We start from the raw sequence: 21,837 nt of genomic DNA on the forward strand, positions 1-21,837 counted from the left end.
CAAATGACAAAATCCAAATAAGACCCGAAATCCAATGTTCAAGGATCAAACCTTGCGGCAGGAGATTTGATCAATGAATTTTGTGGCTTGGAAATTGTTTGGAATTTATAATTTGTTATTTGAAATTTCTTACCGCGATCCTCACATTCCTTTTGCTGAATAGCTACCTCTCTGCGGAGCTAAAAATTCCGAAGGGGGTACTGGCCGATCCTGTCCCTTCGGCATACGATCCAAAACAAACTCATGCCCTGTATGTGCCGAGCGGTTATACGCCCGACAAGAAATGGCCGATTCTCTTTTGCTATGAAGCTCGGAGCAGAGGCAAAATCCCGGTTGAGCTATTCAGGGAGGCTGCGGAACGTTACGGATGGATCATTTTTAGCTCGAATCACTCACGAAGTGACGACCCGAATGCGCCAAACTTGGAGGTTCTAAACGCAATGTGGTCGGATTCGCACAAATGGTTTTCCCTGGATGAAAGAAGGATTTATGCGACAGGATTTTCCGGAGGCGCGCGCCTGGCGTGGGGAATGGGTTATATATATCCGAAATCTACTGCAGGGGTCATCGGTGTGGGCGCGGGATTTCATGAAGCCCGTCCACCGTCAAAAGAGACAACGTTTGTATGGTACGGAATCGCCGGCAACAGGGATTTTAATTATCTGGAGATGCGCAAGTTGGAACAGCAACTGGCAGCGTTGCAGATTCCAAGCCGTACAGAGTTCTTCGACGGTGGACATGAGTGGCCTCCCGCAGAATATTGCACGCGCGCTGTGGAATGGATGGAGTTGCAGGCAATGAAAGGGGGCAGGCGGGCAAAAGATCCTGAATGGCTCCGGAATCAATTTGAAAATCGACTGGGAGAAATCCGCAAATTGGAATCTTCTTCCAGTACTTTCGAAGCCTATGAAAAATACCAACATCTGAAAGCGGATTTTGAGGGGATGCTAGACCTGGGTGACATCCTTGAAAAAATCGCATCCCTTTCAAATACTGAAGCCATCAAGAAGGCTCTTTCCGAACGACAGAAACGGGATGAAAGGGAACAAAAACATCTGGATTCGTTCTTTCAAACGCTTGGTGGTTTTAGAAATTCATCAGAAATCCCAACAACCCGAAAGCTGAAAGCGGACCTGCGCGTCTCCCAGTTTCAAAAAGAAGCAAGCAAAAACGGACAAAATGAGGACGGCATTCTAGCACAGCGTCTTCTTGAAGAGATTTTTGTTCAAACTTCTTTCTACCTGCCCGAATATTTCTTAGGAAAAAAAGATTTTGACCGCGCGATTGTAAGTCTTTCCGTCGCCTCTGAAATTCATAGCGAATATCCGTGGGTCTGGTACAGCCTGGCTGTGGCCCATATGGGAGATGGAGATAAGAAAAAGACGCTGCAAAATCTGCAAATCGCAATCGAACGCGGTTTCAAAAACAAAGAATGGATTGATCAAGAAAAGACTTTCGATCCGATCCGCAATGACCCGGAATTCCAGAAACTCCTCTCAAGAATAGCCGCATAGAGTCCTTCTGTTCTTTCCTGAAACACCCCCCTGAAATGTTTTTTCCGATTTGTCTTATCAAAGTGAAAGCATAAATGAATTAGGAGGAAGGAAAACATGCCCCCGAAAGGTCCAGTTGGAAGTTCCCCTGTTGCTACACCGATTCACACTCCGGCCACGGAGACCGTTGCGCCGCCAAAAACAGAGGCTCCGCCAAAAGAGGCGCCGCCACCAAAGTCGGCAGACGATGCAAAGAGTGCTGCAAGATCAAAAGAGGGTATGGTCAAACATGGAGCGGAAAACAAGAGTCAACAGTCCACCCATGCTAAGATCGCCCAACAAAATCTTGCAAAGCAGCTTCCGGCAAAAGACGATTCCTTATCCAATCCGAAATTTGATAAGGAGTTTTATAACAAACTCGGCGACATGCCGGATCAGGATTTGAAGAAGTGGTTTAACGAAAATCCGCAACACCATAAGAATCTACGGGAAAATTATTCAAAGCTCGGTCAGCAAAAGATGGATTCCAAAACCGAGCAAAAGATGGAAAAGCTCGGTGACAGATTTCAAAAACTGCACGATGAACGCTGGAGCGAAGGTGTTTCGAAACAGTATGAAAGTAAATCCAAGGACCAGATTTCAAAGGAAATTGTGGATCGCGTCCAAGACGCTGAGAAGAGAGGCGGGGCTGATGGGCGCCGCGATGAAATCAAGACGATCACGTCGGAAATGAGACTTCTTGCCGGAAAGTCAGGTAAGAATGTTTACGACAACGCCATGGGCGGTTTCCAAAAAGCAATTCAGCATAAAGAACAGTATTCCTACCGGAATGAATTCAAACAAACGATTCCGCTTTCCGAGGTGGTTGATGGCGTGGAAAAACTAAGCGGTCCCGGATCCACAGATGTAAAAACGGACATGATCAAAGCCATGATGAATAAGCCAAGCCCAAAGCAGGCTGAGGCTCTAAGCTTCGAGCTAAAAGGCGTACCAAAGGAAATGGTTAAAGTGCTGGTAGACAATTCTTTGGATAAAGAAAAAGCAGATGACGTAATGAAAAAACTGGAAAAATTTGAAAAGTTTCCAGGCCAGGCTAAAGCCGTGATGGAGAAGGCCAAATCCTTGACTTCGAAAATCGAAAATCAGACTTATCCAGGGGCATACGTCGAGCGGCTGATGAAGACTGATCCATCAGGAATCGCCAGTGAAATGCAAGGCAGGTCCCGCATTCCAGGAAATGAGCGTCTTCTGGATCGATCGCTAAACTCGATTTATCACGCCTACAGAAAGGACCCGCAGAAGGCCGCGGATGTTGTTGGAAGCATGCTTGGTGACACGGCAAAAGAATTCTCAACCGCAGCTCGACAGAGACCTCTCGATACGGACAAAATCGAAAAACTGGGACAAAGCACGGGATATCTTCTCGAATCGGCTAAAGGAATGGTAAAGACGATGGCGGAAGACAAAAATAAACTGATTGATGAAGGAGCGTTTATCGCTGGTATCTTCACAAAGGCGGTCTCCAAGCTGACGAAATTCCCGGGAATTGAAGAGGTTAGCAAGGAAGTAATCGGCGGACAACAAGGAAAGGAAGAGAAAGCGGTGAAAGAGTGGCAGCAGGACGTGGAGACCAAATATACGAAGCTTCTGAATGGAATCTTTGAATCCGGCAGGCCATCTTCAGCTGGAGGCAGCGCGGAGATGGAAGCGTTCGAAGCCGACCGGCGACGTTATCATGAAGCCATCCGGCATGGCAAAGCAGACTATCTGGAGAACAAACAGTAGATATTTCACAACGTGAAATCTATTTCAGGCTGTGAAAACTAATAGATTGCGATTTCTATTCGTCCCGGGAGGTTCGATTCGTCTGCGGGCAACTTCACATCGCCCATGCCTTTCGTCTTCAGACGTGAATCGTCGACCTTGAAGTGTTCGACCAGATATTGCCGAACGACCATCGCTTGGGCTCGCGTTAATTCGAGGCTCTTCTCTTTTTCGCCTTCGCCTGTGTAGGCTGTCACAACTACCAGGTCAAACGGAGCCCTTTCTAAAAACTCTCCGGCACGATTCAACGGTTTTTCATTCCTAAACCTGGCAGTAGTCGGTTTCTCAAAAAGATCCTGAGAGCGGTAAATAAATTTTTTCCTTAAGGATTGTTTTGGGAATTTCCCGATCTCATGGTTTGTCAACTCCGCTGAATCAAAATATCCCCTTTTCTTGAAGAATCCGCGAACCAGAAAATTGCCCTTGAGCGCTTCCATGTTCTCATGGAAAGAAGTCACGCCGGCTTGCGCCTCCACCACCGTCTTGTTGATGTTGTCATAGACTTTACGATCATTCACCAGCTGCCCAACGGTGCCTTGCCCTTGATCGATTTTGCATGTGATCGATTTGAGATTCACGGTTGCCTGTTCCACATTGGCTAAAGTGGCTTTTGTGACATCGAGAACCTTGCCGGACTTTTCGATCAGATCGGTAAAATCCATCGAAGGATAACCACGAATCGTGTCTCCGTTCCGAACTGGTTCAGCCTTTTCCGATCCAAAGGAGATCGATACATATTTGTTACCGAGGAGACCTTCGGTCAATATGGACGCAGCCGAATCTTTCTTTAAGACCTTCTGCGTGGAGCTTTTCAAATCCATAACAACGGTTATCTGATCGCCAGCTTTTGAAGGCATTCGGATATGATCCACTGTTCCCACATGAACTCCGCCAACACGCACCGGGGCCCCATCATTTAGTCCCATGACGTTTTCAAACCTCGCTTGCAAACGGTAGGTTTTGCTGAAAAGGAATTCCTTTTGCCCGATAAAAAAGACAGCCGCTGCAAGAATGAGCAACGACCCAAAAATAAATGTGCCTAAGCGTGCTGTTCTTGACATAAATACCTTCCTTACATTGTGTGTTTCATGAATTCCGAGACTTGAGGATCAGAACTCTCCTCCAGCCGCTCTGGGGCTCCTTCAAAAACAATTCTGCCTTCATGCAGCATCACCACACGGTCTGAAATGGCTTGAACTGTGTACATATCATGAGTTACGACAACCGTGGACACTTTCCGTTCTCCGCGAAGACCGGAAAACAATTCGTGAATCTCTGCTGCCGTAACGGGATCCAATCCGGCTGTTGGTTCATCGAGAAGCATGATGGAAGGATCCAGCGCAAGAGAGCGCGCGAGAGCTACTCTTTTCTTCATACCGCCCGAAAGTTCACCCGGCATTTTCTTTGCCGCATCTTCCATCCCCACGCGAGATAAAAGCTGATGTGTCTTCTCCCTCCTTTCTTCCTTTGAAAGTTTGCTATGCCAGAGAAGTGGAAACTCAACATTTCCTTCCACTGTTAGAGAATCGTAAAGCGCAGCATACTGAAAAAGAAATCCAATTCGTTTCCTGGCCTCATTCAGCTTCTCCAGAGGCAGAGCAGTCATTTCCTGGTTTTTGATCCGGATGGATCCTGAGTCCGGTTTCATTAACCCGATCATTAGTTTCAACAGCACGCTTTTTCCGGTGCCGCTTCTGCCCAGAACTGCAACGGTCTCGCTTTCCCTGACCCGCAGATTAACGCCGTTCAAAACCTGCTCATGGTTAAAGGACTTACAGAGCTTTTCAATTTTTATGCAGACTTCCTTTTCTTGCATATTTGAGCCTATGGGAAAAAGGTCAGGATCAGTCGCACGAGAAAAACATCAGCGAGAATCACAAACAAAGATGCAAGCACTACAGATGCAGTAGTCGATCGTCCCACTCCTTCTGTGCCGCCTCTCGTGCGCATTCCTTGAAAGCATCCGATCAAGCCGATGATGAAACCGAAAACAGTTGTCTTTAAGATCGCCGGTAACAGATCGCTATAAGTTAGTTCCTTGAATCCCTCCTCCAGGAAAAGTCTCCAGGAGATCGGTTCAACCAGAGCGTTCGAAATCCAACCCATGAGGATTCCGCAAAAATCTGCGACGATTGTCAATAACGGTAGAATCAAAATACACGCCAGCACTCGTGTGACCACCAGTACCTGGTATGGATTGATCGCGGACGCTTCCATGGCATCAATTTGTTCTGTTACCTTCATCGATCCCAGCTCAGCGCCAATACCGGCAGCTACACGACCGCTTAAAACCAGAGCTGTAACAATCGGTCCCGTTTCTTTGATAACGGACAAAACAATAACCGCCGGTAACATCGATCCGGCTCCGAAACGGATCAAGCTATCCCGTAAATGCATGGATAGAACTACACCCCACAGCAGAACCGGCAAGAGCCACAATGGGAAGCGATTTGGATCCCACCTCATCCATTTGTTTAATCAGTTCTTTGATCTGATAACCCGGTGAAAAGGGGGCCCGGATTATTCGAATGCAGAACTCCCCCAGTTCGCCAAACCATTCAAGAAAGCGAATGGAATCTCTTTTGACAGTGTTAACAAATACCATATTTCAACTCGGAGAATCCCCCCACTATGCAGATTAAAGCCGGGTGGAAGCCTTTCAAGTCACGATCTGACCGACGTGCGTGTCAGTAAACCAGGGACATAGCCCGGAGCGCAGGCGTCCCGCCTCTCAAAGTTTCGTGTTGATATAATCATCCGATGCGATTTTGGGGGAAATCCAAATTCTTTTTCTTCTCTCTCTTCTTGTCTGCGGCGTTTTTTGTTTTCACAGAAGAAAACCGCGTTCTCGTTTTGCAAAATGTTGTCGTAATTGATGCTACCGGAGCGCCTCCGAAAAAAGGGATGACCGTTGTTATTAACGGCGACCGCATTGATTCGATCGGCAAAAATGGTGCAACACAAATTCCGGATGGCGCATCCATTGGTGGCTTGCAACGGTAAGTTCTTAATTCCCGGATTATGGGAGATGCACGTTCACTGGTATGACAACCGCTATCTCAAGCTATTCATCACCAATGGCGTCACCGGTATTCGGATGATGTGGGGAAGCACGGATCATTTTGAATGGCGCAAACAGGAAGCAAATGGATCTTTGATTTGCCCTCGCATAGTGATCGGAAGCACGATTCTGGATGGTTATGAATGCTGAAATAGAAAAGTTTTCATCGCAATAATCCGAGTTTCAACGGATGAAATGTATTTCAGCTCGTGAATTTAACCACGTCTTAGAACGTAGCCGACTCCACGGATTGTATGAAGGAGCTTTTCACCGAAATCTTTGTCGATTTTATTTCTCAACCTGCAGACAAGCACATCCACAACATTGATTTGCGGATCGAAATTGTAATCCCAAACATGTTCCAAAATCATAGCTTTCGAAACTACACGACCGGAGTTGCGCATCAAGTATTCCAGCAATGCAAACTCGCGCGGTTGAAGCTCGATCTGATCCTCGCCACGTTTCACTTCTCGAGTTAGAACGTCCGCTGTCAAATCTCCAACGGACAGTTTGTGCGTCTCAGGTGTATTGCTGCTCCGGCGGATCAACGCCTGGACTCGCGCAAGAAGTTCGGAGAAGGAAAACGGCTTTACAAGATAATCATCTCCTCCCGAATGAAGGCCGTTGACACGATCATCCACGGATCGTTTCGCGCTGCAAATGATTACAGGTGTTTTGATTTTCTTATCGCGCATGCGGCGAATCAATGTAAGACCGTCAACCTTGGGGAGCATGAGATCAACAACGGCGGCATCATAGTTTTCGTTCATCACAAAATAGTATGCTTCTTCGCCATCACTCACCCGGTCAACGGCCATCCCTGCCTGCTGCAATCCTCTCATGATAAAGTTGGCGATCTTGTCATCGTCCTCCACCACCAGGATTCTCATAACAACATAGTAGAGGCGCAAAATGATGCGATCCTTTCCGAAGCATTACACTTTTGAAAGTCAAGTTAACAACGTCAAACTAGCGGAGGGCCCTCTGAACTGGCTCCAGCCAGGATAATAAAAATCCACCCACTTCCGGAAATTGCGCGGCAAAAAGGGTGACCAACGGGAGAACGACATACATCAGTAAACGGGATGCAAAGGATCGATCCCACGAAATTTTGTTCACTGAAGTTTTCGAGATCCGGCTCAAAATTTCGTCCCGGTTCATTTGAATCAGCACAGCAAGCGCTGTAGAAATCACTACAACCGTCAAAACAGACAAAATAACCATCAGCAAGCGTTTCGGTTGAAAAGGATAAGAATTGACGGCAAAAAGCATAAGGAGCGATCCGGCAGTAGCGTACATCAGGTAATTTCTCAAATGCATGAAGATTTCCCGTAGCACAAAGACGACCCTCAATGCGAGGAATTCTTCCGCTCGTGCATTCCATGGTTTGCCCGTAAGTGGACCGAGGATCGAACCTCTCAGCTCCAGAGTCTTTTTATACGACCGTAACAACTCTTCGCTAGTTTGTCCTGTCGACCACTCATCTTCGATTGGTTCTCGCGCTAGCTCCTGGTTGAGGATTGTTTCTATCTCTGAAGATGGATAGAGAGATTTCGATAGAGTCGCAGGAGCATAAAGTTGAAGCAAAGTGGGTCTCTGAATGTAAAGCCTTCCTCCGAGCGCGGTAGAAATAGTTGAAGGCAGACGTGAATATGCTTCCACAATCGGATGTGCGGCAAGGCGCTCCATCACTTTCTTCATATATCTCGATAACACAAAAAACTTGATTAAGGAAATCAGCACAAAAATGTAGGAGCCCAGGAGAGCAATCAGAAATGTTGTATCAAACCATGTACCGTCAAAGGTGGGCAGGAACCTTCGAAACACGTGGACTCCTGGAAAACACACGACCACAAAGAGAATCGGCAAAAAGTACCATAATTCAAGTCGTGATTTGAAGGTTAATTCCTCAATTTGATCCTGAAGTGTTTTGAGTCTGGATGAAATGTCTTTCAGTCTCGCCATAATTTCTTCGTCACGTTGCTGGCGTTCCTCTAATTTCTGTTCACCACGGCTACTTTCAAACAATAGAAGATTGGGCGTGCGCGCCCCGGGATGATGAAAACTCCATCGCAGCAGCCGTTGGGTCAAAAGAAGTCGCGCTCGCTTTATGAGGAGTCTGGCGAAGCGGAGTAGCTCTCGCAGAAAAGGAGGAGTCAATGCGGAAGATCTGAGCAATCTGTTTGTTTTTCCTGCCAGCCGGCCAAGCCCTCCACGGGCAAGAACATCAAGATTCTCCAACTCTTCACCCATATTGAATGTTCTTAAAAGATACAAGCGTTTCAAGTGGAGCAACACGAAGAGGTAAAAGGATGCTGCAAGAAATAGAAGCGGAATTACAGGTGAAAGACCGCTGAGTGGATTTGAAGCACGCAAATAAAAATAGACATGATCCCAGTTGTGCCTGCTCCATTCTTGCGCTTTTATCCAAACGTAAAAAAAGAGACCTGCGGGAATCAGGAACTGGAAAAAGATGCGCACCATTCGCTCTTTAAGGGGATGATTGGCATCTTCTGAATCAAGGGTCGCTAGAAACCATGTTGCAGCAATTTGACAGGTTGTCCAAAGAGTCGCTGCGATGCTGATCCAGGAGACCAGGCTTTGCCACCGAAGAATATCGGAGGAAGCGATCAAGGAAATCCTGAACAAAGCAATATTGCATGCCAGCATTAAAGAAAAAAGGACAAGGACGCAAAGGTTTGGCTCCGCTCTTTCTTTCCATGGAGAATTTATCCAAAACGCTTTCAGAATTTTCCACCGATCCATCAGACCCAGGCAGTGAGCCAAAGAGAATAGAGCAATCAGCAAAATCAAAATCTCCAGGAAGTAATGCACCGGTATTGTCGGTTTTCCACTTTTCCTGATTTCTTGTGTAGATCCAAACATTTGTGAATCGCTATGCGTGAGCGAACGTATCGGCCATACCCCGCCGTTCCCGACGACACTGATCCAAACGGGGGGCGCCCCCTGCCGCGAAAAGGAAGCGTCGCTTTTATCTAAAGAATCTAGAGGTTGAGGCAACGAATACTCTAGAAGCTGTCCGTCCCTGCCGATTTTTCTTAAAATAGCGATGGTTGCGTTGTAAACACCTTGAGCGGATCCGGACGGAAACTGCAAACGCGACTCCGCTGTCACACCTGCAGGACCACCTGTCCAGCTTTGATTTAAATTCATCAAAGGATATGTGGAGACGACTATCATCCCTTTGGTATATTGTGTTACGTTCGAATGAGCATAGAGAATGTCCGAATCTGTTGTAAAAATCCGTACGTTTGGAGAATAGCTTTGCACCTGCCGGGCAAGAAAAATCTTATCCCTGGTATCCGTTGCGAAAATACCTACGTAACGAACTTCCTCACGAGCAATTGTGGTTAGAATGTCGGCAATCACTTCATCCGATATTCTGGAAACCATATCAGGCGCCAGCGAGGGTATAAGGTCAGAAGGATCCCCTTCTTCTTCTAACGATAGACCAAGTCCGGGTTTGGTAATCTCCTTACTTTTCGTATCATATTCGCCCTTCTTTACTCTTTCTTTTTCATGAGCGGTTCGCACGTGTGCCGTATGAATGGGAAAGGGCAGCTGGATAAACTCCATGCTCTCTTGAAGCTTGGAGTACGATTCCAACTTTTCCTTTTCAATTTCCTTACCAAAAAGCTTCTTTGTTAATTCCCGGTAGAATTCCAGATCCAACAGGCCGGAAGCAGGCTGAGCGGATCTTTGTCTAATTATCCTTTCTATCAATTTCAAACGGCGCAACTCTTTTGTTTCCGAGACATGTTTCATTCTTCCCGCATCTTCCAGGCTCGGGCGAACCTGTTCAAGGGAAATGTCCTCGAAGGTACCCATAAGGACTTGATCCAGCGTGATGTCCTGAATGGAGTTCCCAAATTCGGTGTTGGCTTCCGTGAGCATTGCCACTTTTTTACGCTCCAGAGCCGATTGATATGTAGAGGCAAGGTATATCAGAAACTTTGAAACTAAAGTTCTATCACTGATAGTTGTAGTGCGAAAATAAACGTTCAAAGGAGGAGGAAATGATCGTTCGAACCGAGCTTTATCGATGCTCGTAGCGCTCCCCGAAATGATGTTGATATTGATTCCTGTGGCGAAATCTATATTCCGCACTGCCTCAAATATCGCTGACAGTGGATCGATCAACAGAGCATGATAAGAAATCCTGGAAGCCAGCCATGCCCTGGTTGCAATCGAGATGGAACCGGCGGTTCCTGAAAAGCTAGGACCGACTATTAGGAATTGAGAATTACCTTTATAACGTTCAATTTCGTTTAAAGCCGCTAGAAAAGCGATTTTATGAAGCCCTGAAGTAGGACTTTCTCCCACCAGGAATAACGCCAACAGTTGATTTGGATCTTTTTGATCGCGAAAAAGAACGACACCTGGCTTATTCCGATGTTCGATGTTTGAGGATTGTGGTATGGAATCCTTTGACTTTTCTTTTTCGGTTAGTCGCTTCCACGGAATTTTATAACGATCCAGGACATATCCGCTCGATTCGACCGCGCGTTGAATCGAATCAAGAAAAGGATCAAACAGCCAACCGGCGTGGGCATCCTGCGGATCGGGGAGCAAAGCGATCAGGAAATTGATTTGTGCTCCTGAATCCGTGTCGAACGAAGGAGGAAATGTCCAATATTCTCTCAGAAGCTGTTGCAGATCACTTTCATATGATGATGGAGAAATATCCAACTTCATATTGCTCTCCGTTTCGCCTTCAGGTCTGCCCGAAACGGGAATATTCATGAAAAAAGAATAAAGAGCTAAAAGAAGGATCATCAGAAACGAACCTTTACCTTCCTTAGCGTCGGCCATATTGATTCCTAATAGGATGCAGCGGTTCTGGTACGAATCTTTCCTGCCAAACCTGAATTCCCATCCGGTCCATTTTGTCCGGGAGGCCCTTGGAAGCCGTGTGGACCATGGTGGCCGCCGCTACACCATGCTGATCCACTACCTCCTTCTCCGCCCTGACCACCCGGGCCACCTTCGCCTCCGAAACCGCCCGGTCCTCCTTTTCCTCCATCCGATTGAAACTTAATGAGCTTTGACAGTTCCGGTAGCAGTCGGTGAAGAATCAAATCTCCGCCGTTTCCGCCATTGCCGCCAGGATAACCGTTTTCTCCTGGTCCTCCGGGCTCTCCCCGTCCACCATCACCACCCCCTCGTTTACATTCCATCAGACCATCCATAGCGTTCTCTCCTCGTTTACCCGGTGCGCCTTTAGAGCCAGGTCGTCCGGCACCACCACGACCGCCATCCTGACCGTGAAGGCTGATGATTAAGGATCCTGTAATTTCGGATACATAGGCGAGCGTTAGGCTTCCCGCATCTTTTCCCTCCTTCCCGCGTTCAGAGATTCCAGCATTCGGGGGTTCGGATAAAAAGGTGTCGATACGCCCACCAGATGAATCGATTTTCTTTGCTTCCAAAATTAGATTGCTTCCTTTCATCACGATTCTGGCTCTGTTTTTCAGCTCCAAAGTATGAACACTCAACACAAATTTCCCCTTTTCCGGCAGCTCCAGCGTCGCTCCGTCGAGCAGCAGATGCACGGACTTATTCTTCTTATCGATTTGTTCCAATCCGATCGTTCTATCTACAAATTCAATCTTTAGCAATTCCGGAGGCGTTCCGGAAAGTTGAAATTGTTCTTCTTTTTCGGACGGAATAACGTTTAATGTAAGCGGAAGATATTTTTCGGCTTCAAATCTAATTTCAGCAGATTCTCCCTTTATATTAAGAAATGTAAAATTTCCTTCAGGATTGGTTGTTGTTTGAAGAGGAGTCAGACCCTCAACATTCAATCTCACTCGCACATTCCGAATCCCTTTGCCTTTTTCATCAACTACCCTTCCTTTGTAGTCCACCAGTAAAGGAGTCAAGGCGAATCGGATGGACGGTTCCCCGAACTTTATCTTTTGACGCAAAGATTCATAGCGCTCCGCAGAAATGGAAATCAGAGCTTCGCTTCCTTTTTTTGCATTGAGCGCTTGGAACGTAAAGTTCCCGTTGCTGTCGCTATCAGCCTCCTTAGGAGCCTGATCGTGTTCGAGCCTGACTTTCGCTTCCATCACAGGCTTTCCATTGCTTGCATCCAAAACTATTCCACTATAGGTTGAAACAACAGCCTCCTTTTCTGGTCTAACGAAGGCAGCCCAAACTAAAACGAGAGCCCCGGGAATCAGGATCAAGACGAGGATCTTCCATTTGCGATTTTCTGTTGGATCACCCTGGACATGTTTGCCGAGAGTCTCCAACCATGAGTCCATATATTGATTAGAAGTCGACGGGCTCAACACTTCTAATTGTTCCAGGAAAGCTCTTTTTTCGTTCCCTTGTGAACGAAAGAGAGCCTTGATCACCTCCTGAAGTTCGGTCTTGAATACAGGGAAAAGATCCTGATTCCTCTGGACTATGGCAAAACGCTCCCCCATTCTCCCAATTAAGAGTAGCTTTTCGTCCCTTGTCATTTTTTCCTATTCAAGGCCCTGCCATTTTCAGAACTTGCTTGCGTGGGTTCATCTTCCTAGGGCTCCGCTGCAGTCAGATACGTATTCAAGTAATGTGCCAGAGATCAAATAAGGCACATTTCGGCCCTAAGCTTGACGAGCAACAACTTTCTATCCGGCTTAACGGCTTTGTTGACAAAAACAACATTTACGGATGAAGCGCGGGTTTTGATCGGGAAGAATTCTTCCGCGTGTTGTAATTGTTAACTATTCGGCCGCTTCGGTATTGAACCTCGCTGATTACACTTTTGAAAGTCAGGTTAAAATTTCAGAAGTGAATTGATGAGCTACTGGTTCGTTGCAATCCTTGCGACTCTACTCGCCGTTGGCCCTGTCTTTGGGCAGGAAGAAGTTTCGACCGGCGAAGAAGAGGAAGAGGCCCGCAGCTATAGGACCCGGGAAGAGAGACGAAGCGCCGGTTTGAAGTTCAAAATTACGGACGGCGTGGTACTCACAGGTCTGTTTGAGTCTGAATACATTTACGAAGGATTCAGACTGCGCGATGAGTCGCGCGCTCAGGAAGATGAATTTTCGGCGCCGCTTCAACTGGGTCTGGAAATGGTTCCTTCTTCATGGGCAAAAGTTGAACTGATCTATGAATACGACATCGCGGGCAACGAACACATACTGGATGAAGCCGTTCTCATCATGAAAGCAGGCGATTTTGATGTAGAGCTTGGAAAATTGTACGTGCCGTTTGGCGAATATTTCAGCCATTTCGTGACCGGACCGATGCTGGAGTTTGGAGAAACGCGGGATGCGGGAGTCGTGCTGTCCTATACACCGAACGCCAGGCTTGATCTTTCTACCTTTGTTTATAAAGGACGCGCCGTGCAAGAGGAGTCAGGCGGTTCCAGTCTGGATTGGGGATTTTCTGCGGAGTGCTCTCCCTTCGACTTTGGAACTTTTGCAATCAGTTACCTGTCCGATCTGGCTGATTCGCAAGAACGTTTCTTGAACGATAGTAATCACCGATACGAAAACCGGGTTGGGGCGCTTAGCGGATACGGGTTGGTTGGTTACGGTCCTTTTGAAGTTACGGCCGAATTTGTTTATGCGCTCAGCTCATTTGAAGAACTCGACTCCGGACAAAACCGACCCCGCGCATGGAATCTTGAGCTGGCTTACTATCCCAAAAACGAACTGGAACTGGCCCTGCGCTACGAAAGAAGCAACGAATTCAAAGATGAACCCCGATTCAAAACAGGAATAGGAGCCACCTGGCACGCAGCTAAAAATATTTATCTTTCCCTGGAATATCTTCACGGAAAATTTAACGGCGAGTTTTCAGAAGATTCCGAAGAGCCTTCCCCGCGCACGCTTCATCAGTTTGCCGCCCGAATCAGCATTTTGTAAATCAGCTTGGTAACCGAAACCTTAACAGCAAGCTCCTTTCTTTTCGATCTTGGCGACCTGGCCCCTTGGCGGCGTCGATGAAAAAACGCGCTGGCGCCGGTTTCCAGGAATCGCCTGATTCCTTTTGGCGCGCAGCAAGAATTCGGGATACACTTCAAGTGGATCGTTTACTAATTATGCGTTCGTTACGATTCGCACAACCCATTCTACTTGTAACTATGATCTTCTTTGCTTTGTTTGCTTCGCGGAATGAACTTGCAGATCTGGAAGAATCCAACCAGCAAGCGATTAATCTTTTGGAAAAATCCCTGAACGCTTACGGAACGGAAGATAATCTAAAACTCTCACTGACAGTGAAAAGCAATTTTGTGAGTGAAGGCCAGTCGCTGAATGCGATCGCTCCTTTCGAGCACTATCCTCTACGGATCGATCTCAAGATGGATCAGAAATCTCACCGACTCTCGGCGCGCACAAATACCTCCATCGCCGGAGATTTTGTTTTTACCGACCATGTATTTCTGCAAAACGGCAAAGGCTACTCTGTGAATCCTCATCTGAAATCGTACAGGGAGGTTAACGGCGAACCGTGGGTCGTTCAATTCCTTTTTCCTCACAGAACTGTTCTTCAGGCCCTTCAGAATCGCGCTTCCTTGCGTTTGATCAACCCCTCCACGGTTTCTTTCTCAACATCTTCTGGACAGGTTACGACTCATTCGATCGATCCGAAAACCTACCTCATTAGAAAGAGCTGGCAACTCCTTCCGATGGGCGTCTACGGTGATGGAATCAGAGAGCTCGAATTCGTTTCGTACAGAAAAGCCGGAACACTCCTGGTCCCAGAAAAGCTGATTATGACCAGTCGCAATCAAGTGCATGGTTTGATTCAAAACATCTACAGTTTCGAAAACATCACCACTGATTTTGATTTTGAACCGGAGGACTTTGATCTTTCTTCGGGCTTTTCCACAGCGGACTACTCCTATCGCAAGACTTTCGGTGTTCAAAATCTGGCTAAGGATGTTTATCTTTTGGAAAACGTCAACGGTTCCACGTACCAGTGGTCATACAATGTGTTGGTGGTAACGTTTGATGAATTCGTTTTGGTTGCCGAAGCTCCGGTCAGTAGCGAAGTTTCGGAAAGCGTTTTGCAGAAAATTCGCGAGCTCGCACCCGGGAAGCCGGTGCGTTATCTCATTCAAAGCCATCATCACAGCGATCATCTGGGTGGTATTCGTACTTATATCGCGGAAGGATGCACGATTTTGACAGGTTCCGGTTCAGTTCCGTTGATCGAAAAAATTACGGCAGCGCCGTTTCGGCTCAATCCGGACCGTCTTTACAAAAACGCTGTGAAGCCTGTCATCGAACCGGTCAATGGAAAACGAGTCATTCAAGATTCTCATCATCAGATCGTGATCTACGATATCGGCCCTACACCGCACAGCACGCAAATGTTGATCGTGTACCTGCCGGATGAAAAAATTCTTTACCAATCAGACATGATAAACGAAGGAGAGTACCCGGAAAATGAAACAACACGCCATTTCTACAAGAAGATCGAACAGCTAAGCCTTCAGCCAACAACAATTGCAGGCCTTCATGGGAAGACCATCAACAAGCCATAGCATTTGAAATAGCTCAGTATCCTGCCAACTGGTTCAAAAACCGATGCGCCGCATCAGATCGGGAAATCGCGGGTCAGAGAAAATGAGAGGAGGACGATGCGGGTTTGATTTCAAGGCTATCAAGCCCACGGACCGCTCGGCATATTGCTTTTCCAGCCAGTAGAATGTCTTATTCGCATCTCCCAATCCTACATATACTGTAGTAAAAAGGCCTGGATCAACGCTTTGGTGCTTTGACTCTTCCATCAGCTGCGCAAGAATTTTTTTAGCCTCCGCCCGTTTGCCTGCCATTCCGTATGTTAGACCGAGCTCCGCTAAAGCTTCCAAAGATTGATCACGAGCTACCAGGGACTGAAACTCTGAAATGGCTTCCTTGTACATACCTTTGTATCTATAACCCCTTCCAAGCCATATACGCGCCTTTACGTAACCAGGATCCATCTCAAGTGTCTTTTTAAGTTGAGCGATACCCTGGTCGTATTTGCGAGCGAAAAGTAGGCCCCTTGCCAAATCCGTGTTGATGATCAAGGAGAGAGGATCAAGCTCCAATGCGCGTTTCACTTCCCTGATTCCCTGATCGGATCTACCCATCAGCGTTAGAAACTCGCCGTACCAGTGATGAGCCGTGGGATAGTCCGGGTTCAAAGCAATGGCGCTGAGATATTCTTTTTCGGCTCCCGCCCAATCCCAGTCGTAATTCATCTTGATCAGCGCTAGAGCATTATGAGCTTCGGCAAGATCCGGATTGATGGCGATCGCTTTTTGCAAATAAGCCCTAGCCTTTGACATAGCTTCGGGCCGTGGAAGAGTGTACTCTGCAAGAAAACTGTACGCATTTGCCGTTCCGACATATGCAAGGGCAAAGCGTGGATCCTCGTGAATCGCTTCCTGGAAATGTTGTAGAGCCTTTTCGTATCCTTCCGTTGTTCGCTGGTTCCAAGAATACATTCCCCTGAGATAGGATTGGTATGCAGCGACGTTTGTTGTCTCGCGCTCAACTAACATTTTTTTCTCTTCGTTGCTGAGCGTGGTCAATGCCTTTGCAGCCTCCTGGCAAATAAGTTCTTCCAGTGCAAGGATTGCACTGAAAGGCGCGTCATAACTGCCGCTCCACAGGACCTGCTCATCGCTGATCCGTATCAACCGCGCCATTACATGAAGCTGGCTCTCGCTTTGCTGAATATTCCCCTCCAGTACAGCTTCCACATTCAGTTTGCGTCCAATACCAATCGCATCCCGTTTTAGCTTCGCATACTGATCCGGCGTTCCACCACGACGAACCAGAACGTTTTTCAGCCCGCTTAATCTGGTAATCAACGCATCTGTAATTCCCTGCTCCAGGTATTCATCGCGTTTCATGCTGGAAACCGGTTGAAAAGGAAGCACTGCAACACTTCGAATCTGGTTTGTCGGAGCAATACTTTTGAATGACGACCGGAACAACACGAAGGAAGCAAGGATGCCTGCGATGAGCGCGAATACAAGCAGTAACTTTGCCCGCTTTCGAACAAATTGTTTCACTCGGTAACGGGCCATGGCAGTGCGCGCTGCTACATAAGTACCTTCCAGATGCCTGCGAATGTCTTCTGAAAACTCCTGAACATTGGAGTACCGTAACGCGGGATACTTTTGAAGAGCCATCAAAACAATATTGTCGAGGTTACCTTTCAAGCTATTCTGCAACTCTTTGGAGGAAGCAACAGAGCTTGGTTTTTTTGGTTCCGTTTCACAAACTACTCGAACCATTTCCAGAGGATTGAACTGATTCAGCAGATAGGGTCGTTGTCCACTAAGGAGCTGGTACAGAACTACACCGAGCGCGTAAATGTCGGAGCTAACCGTGATCGGTTCACCACGCACTTGTTCGGGACTTGCATAATCAGGTGTCATCACACGAAGACCTGTTGCCGTCAGGCCGGTTGTTGCAACACCTTCGGCCGGATCTAGTAGTTTCGCAATACCAAAATCCAGCAACTTGGGTACGCCTTGCGAAGTGACCAGAATATTCGCCGGTTTCAAATCGCGATGGACCACCAGTTTCTTATGCGCATATTCAACTGCTGAACAAACGACACGAAAAAGTTTTAGCCGGTCCTCTACTTCAAGCTTGCGATTATCACAGTAAGAATCAATCGGCTCGCCTGAAATATACTCCATCAGAAAATAAGGAAGGCCATCGCTGGTCGTTCCGGCATCGATCAGACTCGCGATATTGGGATGATCAAGAGCTGCCAGTATCTGATGCTCCTTCTGGAAACGCTGAAGGACCTCTTCACTATCCATTCCACGCCGGATTACTTTTATCGCCACGTGTCTGTAAAGATCGCTGTTCGGATTATCAGCAAGATACACAGCGCCCATTCCGCCTTGCCCCAGCTTGCGAATCATCGTATAAGGACCGATGCGATCGCTTTTCAGTTGTTCAGGAGCGGATCGAAATTGTGCCATCGTATCCAATTGAGAAACCATCATCAGCTCGACCGTATTTCTCAATTCGGGATCACCGGCGCAAGCCTCGTCCAGATAGGCGCTTCTCGCACCTGTATCGCATTGCTGCGCGTGCTGGAAAATTTTGCGGGCTTGTTCGAGGCGTGCCTCTTGCATTTAAAAGCGTCCTACTACTTTTTTAGAAGATTCTCGAGTTTCAAATTCCGTACAAGCCGGTAGAGGTTCGAAACATGGATTCCCAATCTGGAAGCGGCTTCGTTATAATTCTGATTGGTGCCTTCAAACGCTTTGAGGACCAGTTCCCTTTTGCACTCATTCACAGTTTCATGATAACGCGATATTGATCCTTTTTCCTGTTTCCCGGCCAGAAGTAATTCCGGTAAGTCTTCCGGCAAAATGGACTCGGTCGAGCCAAGCAACATCGCACGTTCTAAGATGTTTTCAAGCTCCCGGACGTTGCCCGGCCAATCGTATTTCATCAGGAATTCCTGTGCCTGCGGCGAGATTGAGCGGACTTTCCGTGGCAGTTTTTGACTGAATCTGAAGAGGAAATAGCGCGCCAGAAGAAGAATATCATCCGCCATCTCGCGAAGAGGTGGCATTTCCAATGAAACGACATTCAGCCGGTAATACAAATCCTGCCGGAACTTTTGCTCCTGTACCGCCCTTTCAAGATTCTTATTCGTAGCAGCAATCAATCGGATGTCCACCCGGATCGGGCGCGTCCCACCTACACGCTCAAATTCCCGTTCCTGCAAAACTCTCAACATCTTGGCCTGAACGGAAGGAGATAACTCAGCGATCTCATCCAGAAAAAGAGTTCCTCCGTTTGCCACTTCCAGTCTTCCTTTCTTTTGGGAAATCGCTCCGGTAAAGGCGCCCTTTTCATGGCCGAACAATTCACTTTCAATCAACGCTTCCGGAAGAGCCGCGCAATTGATCGCAACAAAGGAACCATCCGCGCGATGGCTGTGAGAGTGGATCGATCTTGCCGCCAATTCCTTTCCAGTTCCGCTCTCCCCATAAATCAAAACGGTGGTATCTGCGCCGGCAATTTTCGATATCATCCGAAACACTTTTTGCATGGCGGAACTCTCACCGACAAGCCGGCGTTCCCACTGGATCTCTCCCTGTAACTGACGACTCTTTTCCTTCAAAGACTCTATGTCGCTGACATTCTTGATGGCCGGTGCAGTGACTCCTGCAATCGCATTCAACAATTGAAGGTGTGCCCTGTTCAATGGCACTGTCGAACCCACTGTGTCCAGATAAAGAACCCCCAGTGTGCGGTCTTGCACAACAAAGGGGACACAAATCAGCGATGAGATGTTTTCCTGAGTTCCGGTCAGATCGGTCTGCTGAACATCGACCAACACCCCAATCTTTTCACGGACCACTTGATCGACTATCCGGCGGCTCACAGTAGAGGACTGAGCTTCGGGCATTCTGGAATGCCGCCAAACAGAAATGGGATTATCGGAATTTTCCTGGATCGCCAGTAAAGTTCCCCGATCGCATGGAACGACTTCGAACACGACAGCCAGGAGTTTCCTGGCCAGTGATCCCATATCCTGAGTTTCTGCGACTGCGCTGCTGATCTTGAGAAGGAGATTTAGTTCACTCATATCGTAGATGCGATTCATACTCTCATCCCATCGCATCGTAACTGTGGGGCCCGCGGCCATCGCTTCACCCGAAAGTTCGTTTTCTAAAGGAATCGCTTCCTCATGAGTCAGGAAAAAGAAAAGTGACGCCCCCAGTTCAACGCGATCGCCATGACGCAGAACTCTCTCCCGAACCGGAATGCTATTTACAAACACTCCATTCAAGCTGCTGAGATCGACGATTTTGTAATCCTCCATTTCCTTTTTTATTACACAGTGTCTGCGGGAAAGATGCAGATCTGCGATGGGCAGATGATTGGATGTGTCACGGCCAACCGTAAGATCCTCATCCGTTAACGGAATCGTCACCCCTTTGAGTGGTCCGGTGATCGCATGAAGAGCGGGAGCCATGCTTTGCCGCCATTATAGCAAAACCGCGAATCGTTTCGCGAAGTTGCGACAAACAAGAGCATTTGAACATAAAGGCGAAATTACCTGACATCAACCTTTTCCCGAGAATGTTCAGAAACTCAACCGAACCACATCCGTACCTGGCATACACCTTGCTCAATTCACCACTTGCTGACGATGACAAGGTAGGAAATATAAAGATGGCAAAACTCGATAAGCAAAAAGTAGAAAAATTCAGGAAGGGTGAATTAACCTTCGCCCAATTATTTGATATCAATGCGAAACAAGTTGCGTCGCTTCTTGTAACCGGACACCAATGGTTTGAACAGGGCCGCCTAAAAGATGCAAGAAATATTTTTGAGGGACTGGCTCTCTTAGATGCAAGAAACCCTTACGTGCACGGAATTCTGGGAGCGATCAATCAGAAAGAAGAGAAATATGAGGCAGCCATCGAATGGTATGACATGGCACTGAATATTTTTGAAAAAGACGTGAATCTGCTGACGAACCGCGGGGAGGTGTGTTTGAAGCTCGGAGCATTCGAGCAGGCCGCCAAGGATTTCAAGAAGGCGACTGAGCTGGATCCAGGCAAAAAGCACCCGGCAGCGAATCGCGCCCGAATGTTGATCTTAATGACGCAGGAAGCTTTAAAGCTTGCGAAAGTAAACGGAGTCAGCGCAATCACGGCGGAAAAAAAGCGCCTGGATCAACTGATGGGAAAGCCTGCCGGTAAATAAGGAGGTGTAACGATGCAAATTCTAGGTCACTCCTTCCCAACATTAACGAATGAAATTTCAACAGGGCTTGACGCTGTCGCGACAGGAATCAGCCGCTCCGCTGAGGCCACGGGTATTGGCGGCCTGGAAAGCGCGTACGAATCGTTTTCACCGGTCAAATTTCAGTCGCAAGAAATTGCGAATGTTCAACCGATGCCGGCTGCGAGTTTTCCGGATCCTGTTTCATTCCTCAAAAGTCAAAACGAGATTCCAGCAAACGAATTGCTCAAGATTTTGCAGGATCCCAGATTCAATGTGGGCGATGGGCTTGCCGCTTTATCGAACAATTTATTTGGCGGTCAAGGAATTGCCCAAACTTTAGGTCAGTTGTGGAACGTCGATCCGTTTGCATTTGTTAACACGAATCTGGCACCTGACGGTCCACCAAATACACAGCTGCAACCGGAAGGTCCGCCTGTACGGGAGCTTTTCGATGATCTGTTCACGCAATTACAACCGGAGGGTCCCCCCATTACGGAGTTGCAACTCGATGGTCCGCCAGTCTCTCAACTGGTTCCGGATGGACCACCAACGCGCTTAGCCCCGGATGGTCCGCCAATCACTCAGTTAACACCTGACGGTGCGCCATCAACTCAGCTCCAGCCGGAGGGTCCGCCAGGCAGTCAGTTATTACCCGAAGGTCCACCAGTTACCCAGATGTTGCCTGAAGGTCCTCCATCTACTCAGTTGCAACCAGACGGTCCACCAA

At 47.6% G+C, this 21,837-nt stretch carries 16 protein-coding genes and 1 pseudogene; 8 read left to right on the forward strand and 9 right to left on the reverse strand.

Annotated elements, in window-relative coordinates; translation table 11 throughout:
• Positions 1 to 119 precede the first annotated feature (119 nt).
• Complete coding sequence (locus L0156_09110; GenBank protein MCI0603161.1) at positions 120 to 1,514, forward strand: hypothetical protein; 1,395 nt, start codon at positions 120 to 122, stop codon at positions 1,512 to 1,514.
• A gap of 96 nt (positions 1,515 to 1,610) precedes the next feature.
• Positions 1,611 to 3,278 carry a hypothetical protein gene (locus L0156_09115; GenBank protein ID MCI0603162.1) on the forward strand — a complete coding sequence of 556 codons (1,668 nt, stop codon included), beginning with the start codon at positions 1,611 to 1,613 and terminating at the stop codon, positions 3,276 to 3,278.
• 38 nt (positions 3,279 to 3,316) lie between these two features.
• Here L0156_09115 and L0156_09120 read toward each other — a convergent pair whose 3' ends face one another.
• From L0156_09120 to L0156_09135, 4 genes are read right to left on the reverse strand one after another with little or no spacing between them, the layout of a single operon-like run.
• Positions 3,317 to 4,378, reverse strand: a complete 1,062-nt coding sequence (locus L0156_09120; GenBank protein ID MCI0603163.1) for an MlaD family protein — start codon at positions 4,376 to 4,378, stop codon at positions 3,317 to 3,319.
• Positions 4,379 to 4,389: 11 nt separating this feature from the next.
• Positions 4,390 to 5,133, reverse strand: a complete 744-nt coding sequence (locus L0156_09125; protein ID MCI0603164.1) for an ATP-binding cassette domain-containing protein — start codon at positions 5,131 to 5,133, stop codon at positions 4,390 to 4,392.
• A gap of 8 nt (positions 5,134 to 5,141) precedes the next feature.
• Positions 5,142 to 5,714: an ABC transporter permease gene (locus L0156_09130; GenBank protein ID MCI0603165.1), complete on the reverse strand. Its 573-nt coding sequence runs from the start codon at positions 5,712 to 5,714 to the stop codon at positions 5,142 to 5,144.
• The gene (locus L0156_09135) at positions 5,698 to 5,922 is read right to left on the reverse strand and encodes a hypothetical protein (protein ID MCI0603166.1); all 225 of its coding nucleotides are present in this window, start codon (positions 5,920 to 5,922) and stop codon (positions 5,698 to 5,700) included. Before L0156_09135 ends, L0156_09130 begins: the two co-directional genes overlap by 17 nt.
• A 155-nt stretch (positions 5,923 to 6,077) precedes the next feature.
• Here L0156_09135 and L0156_09140 point away from each other — a divergent pair, with 155 nt between their 5' ends.
• Both L0156_09140 and L0156_09145 read left to right on the forward strand, forming a co-directional pair.
• The gene (locus L0156_09140; protein ID MCI0603167.1) at positions 6,078 to 6,320 is read left to right on the forward strand and encodes a hypothetical protein; all 243 of its coding nucleotides are present in this window, start codon (positions 6,078 to 6,080) and stop codon (positions 6,318 to 6,320) included.
• 25 nt (positions 6,321 to 6,345) lie between these two features.
• Complete coding sequence (locus L0156_09145; protein MCI0603168.1) at positions 6,346 to 6,528, forward strand: hypothetical protein; 183 nt, start codon at positions 6,346 to 6,348, stop codon at positions 6,526 to 6,528.
• Between the two features lie 65 nt (positions 6,529 to 6,593).
• Here L0156_09145 and L0156_09150 read toward each other — a convergent pair whose 3' ends face one another.
• The 3 genes and pseudogenes from L0156_09150 to L0156_09160 form a co-directional block, all read right to left on the reverse strand.
• A complete protein-coding gene (locus L0156_09150; GenBank protein ID MCI0603169.1) occupies positions 6,594 to 7,268 on the reverse strand; it encodes a response regulator transcription factor in 675 nt (224 codons plus the stop codon).
• Between the two features lie 79 nt (positions 7,269 to 7,347).
• The gene (locus tag L0156_09155; protein MCI0603170.1) at positions 7,348 to 11,211 is read right to left on the reverse strand and encodes a hypothetical protein; all 3,864 of its coding nucleotides are present in this window, start codon (positions 11,209 to 11,211) and stop codon (positions 7,348 to 7,350) included.
• 920 nt (positions 11,212 to 12,131) lie between these two features.
• A pseudogene (locus L0156_09160) lies at positions 12,132 to 12,470 on the reverse strand (carboxypeptidase-like regulatory domain-containing protein).
• Positions 12,471 to 13,190: 720 nt separating this feature from the next.
• On the opposite strand from L0156_09160, the gene L0156_09165 reads away from it, so the two are divergent.
• Both L0156_09165 and L0156_09170 read left to right on the forward strand, forming a co-directional pair.
• Positions 13,191 to 14,264 carry an LbtU family siderophore porin gene (locus tag L0156_09165; protein MCI0603171.1) on the forward strand — a complete coding sequence of 358 codons (1,074 nt, stop codon included), beginning with the start codon at positions 13,191 to 13,193 and terminating at the stop codon, positions 14,262 to 14,264.
• A 77-nt stretch (positions 14,265 to 14,341) separates the two neighbouring features.
• Positions 14,342 to 15,889 carry an MBL fold metallo-hydrolase gene (locus L0156_09170; protein MCI0603172.1) on the forward strand — a complete coding sequence of 516 codons (1,548 nt, stop codon included), beginning with the start codon at positions 14,342 to 14,344 and terminating at the stop codon, positions 15,887 to 15,889.
• A 33-nt stretch (positions 15,890 to 15,922) separates the two neighbouring features.
• Here L0156_09170 and L0156_09175 read toward each other — a convergent pair whose 3' ends face one another.
• Both L0156_09175 and L0156_09180 read right to left on the reverse strand, forming a co-directional pair.
• Positions 15,923 to 18,493 carry a protein kinase gene (locus L0156_09175; protein MCI0603173.1) on the reverse strand — a complete coding sequence of 857 codons (2,571 nt, stop codon included), beginning with the start codon at positions 18,491 to 18,493 and terminating at the stop codon, positions 15,923 to 15,925.
• A 14-nt stretch (positions 18,494 to 18,507) separates the two neighbouring features.
• On the reverse strand, positions 18,508 to 20,352 hold the full coding sequence (locus L0156_09180) for a sigma 54-interacting transcriptional regulator (GenBank protein ID MCI0603174.1): 1,845 nt from the start codon (positions 20,350 to 20,352) through the stop codon (positions 18,508 to 18,510).
• Positions 20,353 to 20,552: 200 nt separating this feature from the next.
• On the opposite strand from L0156_09180, the gene L0156_09185 reads away from it, so the two are divergent.
• Positions 20,553 to 21,089, forward strand: coding sequence for a tetratricopeptide repeat protein (locus L0156_09185; protein ID MCI0603175.1), 537 nt, complete (start codon positions 20,553 to 20,555; stop codon positions 21,087 to 21,089).
• Positions 21,090 to 21,101: 12 nt separating this feature from the next.
• Positions 21,102 to 21,837, forward strand: a 736-nt coding sequence (locus tag L0156_09190; protein MCI0603176.1) for a hypothetical protein, incomplete at its 3' end; no start/stop codon positions are given.

The sequence above is a fragment of the bacterium genome (assembly GCA_022616075.1).
GTDB lineage: Bacteria > Acidobacteriota > HRBIN11 > JAKEFK01 > JAKEFK01 > JAKEFK01.

What these genes read in the sequence shown, in the direction of transcription:
- L0156_09115 (MCI0603162.1), top strand. Translation starts at nt 1,611, where the DNA reads ATGCCCCCGAAAGGTCCAGTTGGAAGTTCCCCTGTTGCTACACCGATT.
- L0156_09120 (MCI0603163.1), bottom strand. Translation starts at nt 4,378, where the DNA reads ATGTCAAGAACAGCACGCTTAGGCACATTTATTTTTGGGTCGTTGCTC.
- L0156_09125 (MCI0603164.1), bottom strand. Translation starts at nt 5,133, where the DNA reads ATGCAAGAAAAGGAAGTCTGCATAAAAATTGAAAAGCTCTGTAAGTCC.
- L0156_09130 (MCI0603165.1), bottom strand. Translation starts at nt 5,714, where the DNA reads ATGCATTTACGGGATAGCTTGATCCGTTTCGGAGCCGGATCGATGTTA.
- L0156_09135 (MCI0603166.1), bottom strand. Translation starts at nt 5,922, where the DNA reads ATGGTATTTGTTAACACTGTCAAAAGAGATTCCATTCGCTTTCTTGAA.
- L0156_09140 (MCI0603167.1), top strand. Translation starts at nt 6,078, where the DNA reads ATGCGATTTTGGGGGAAATCCAAATTCTTTTTCTTCTCTCTCTTCTTG.
- L0156_09145 (MCI0603168.1), top strand. Translation starts at nt 6,346, where the DNA reads ATGCACGTTCACTGGTATGACAACCGCTATCTCAAGCTATTCATCACC.
- L0156_09150 (MCI0603169.1), bottom strand. Translation starts at nt 7,268, where the DNA reads ATGAGAATCCTGGTGGTGGAGGACGATGACAAGATCGCCAACTTTATC.
- L0156_09155 (MCI0603170.1), bottom strand. Translation starts at nt 11,211, where the DNA reads ATGGCCGACGCTAAGGAAGGTAAAGGTTCGTTTCTGATGATCCTTCTT.
- L0156_09165 (MCI0603171.1), top strand. Translation starts at nt 13,191, where the DNA reads ATGAGCTACTGGTTCGTTGCAATCCTTGCGACTCTACTCGCCGTTGGC.
- L0156_09170 (MCI0603172.1), top strand. Translation starts at nt 14,342, where the DNA reads ATGAAAAAACGCGCTGGCGCCGGTTTCCAGGAATCGCCTGATTCCTTT.
- L0156_09175 (MCI0603173.1), bottom strand. Translation starts at nt 18,493, where the DNA reads ATGCAAGAGGCACGCCTCGAACAAGCCCGCAAAATTTTCCAGCACGCG.
- L0156_09180 (MCI0603174.1), bottom strand. Translation starts at nt 20,352, where the DNA reads ATGGCTCCCGCTCTTCATGCGATCACCGGACCACTCAAAGGGGTGACG.
- L0156_09185 (MCI0603175.1), top strand. Translation starts at nt 20,553, where the DNA reads ATGGCAAAACTCGATAAGCAAAAAGTAGAAAAATTCAGGAAGGGTGAA.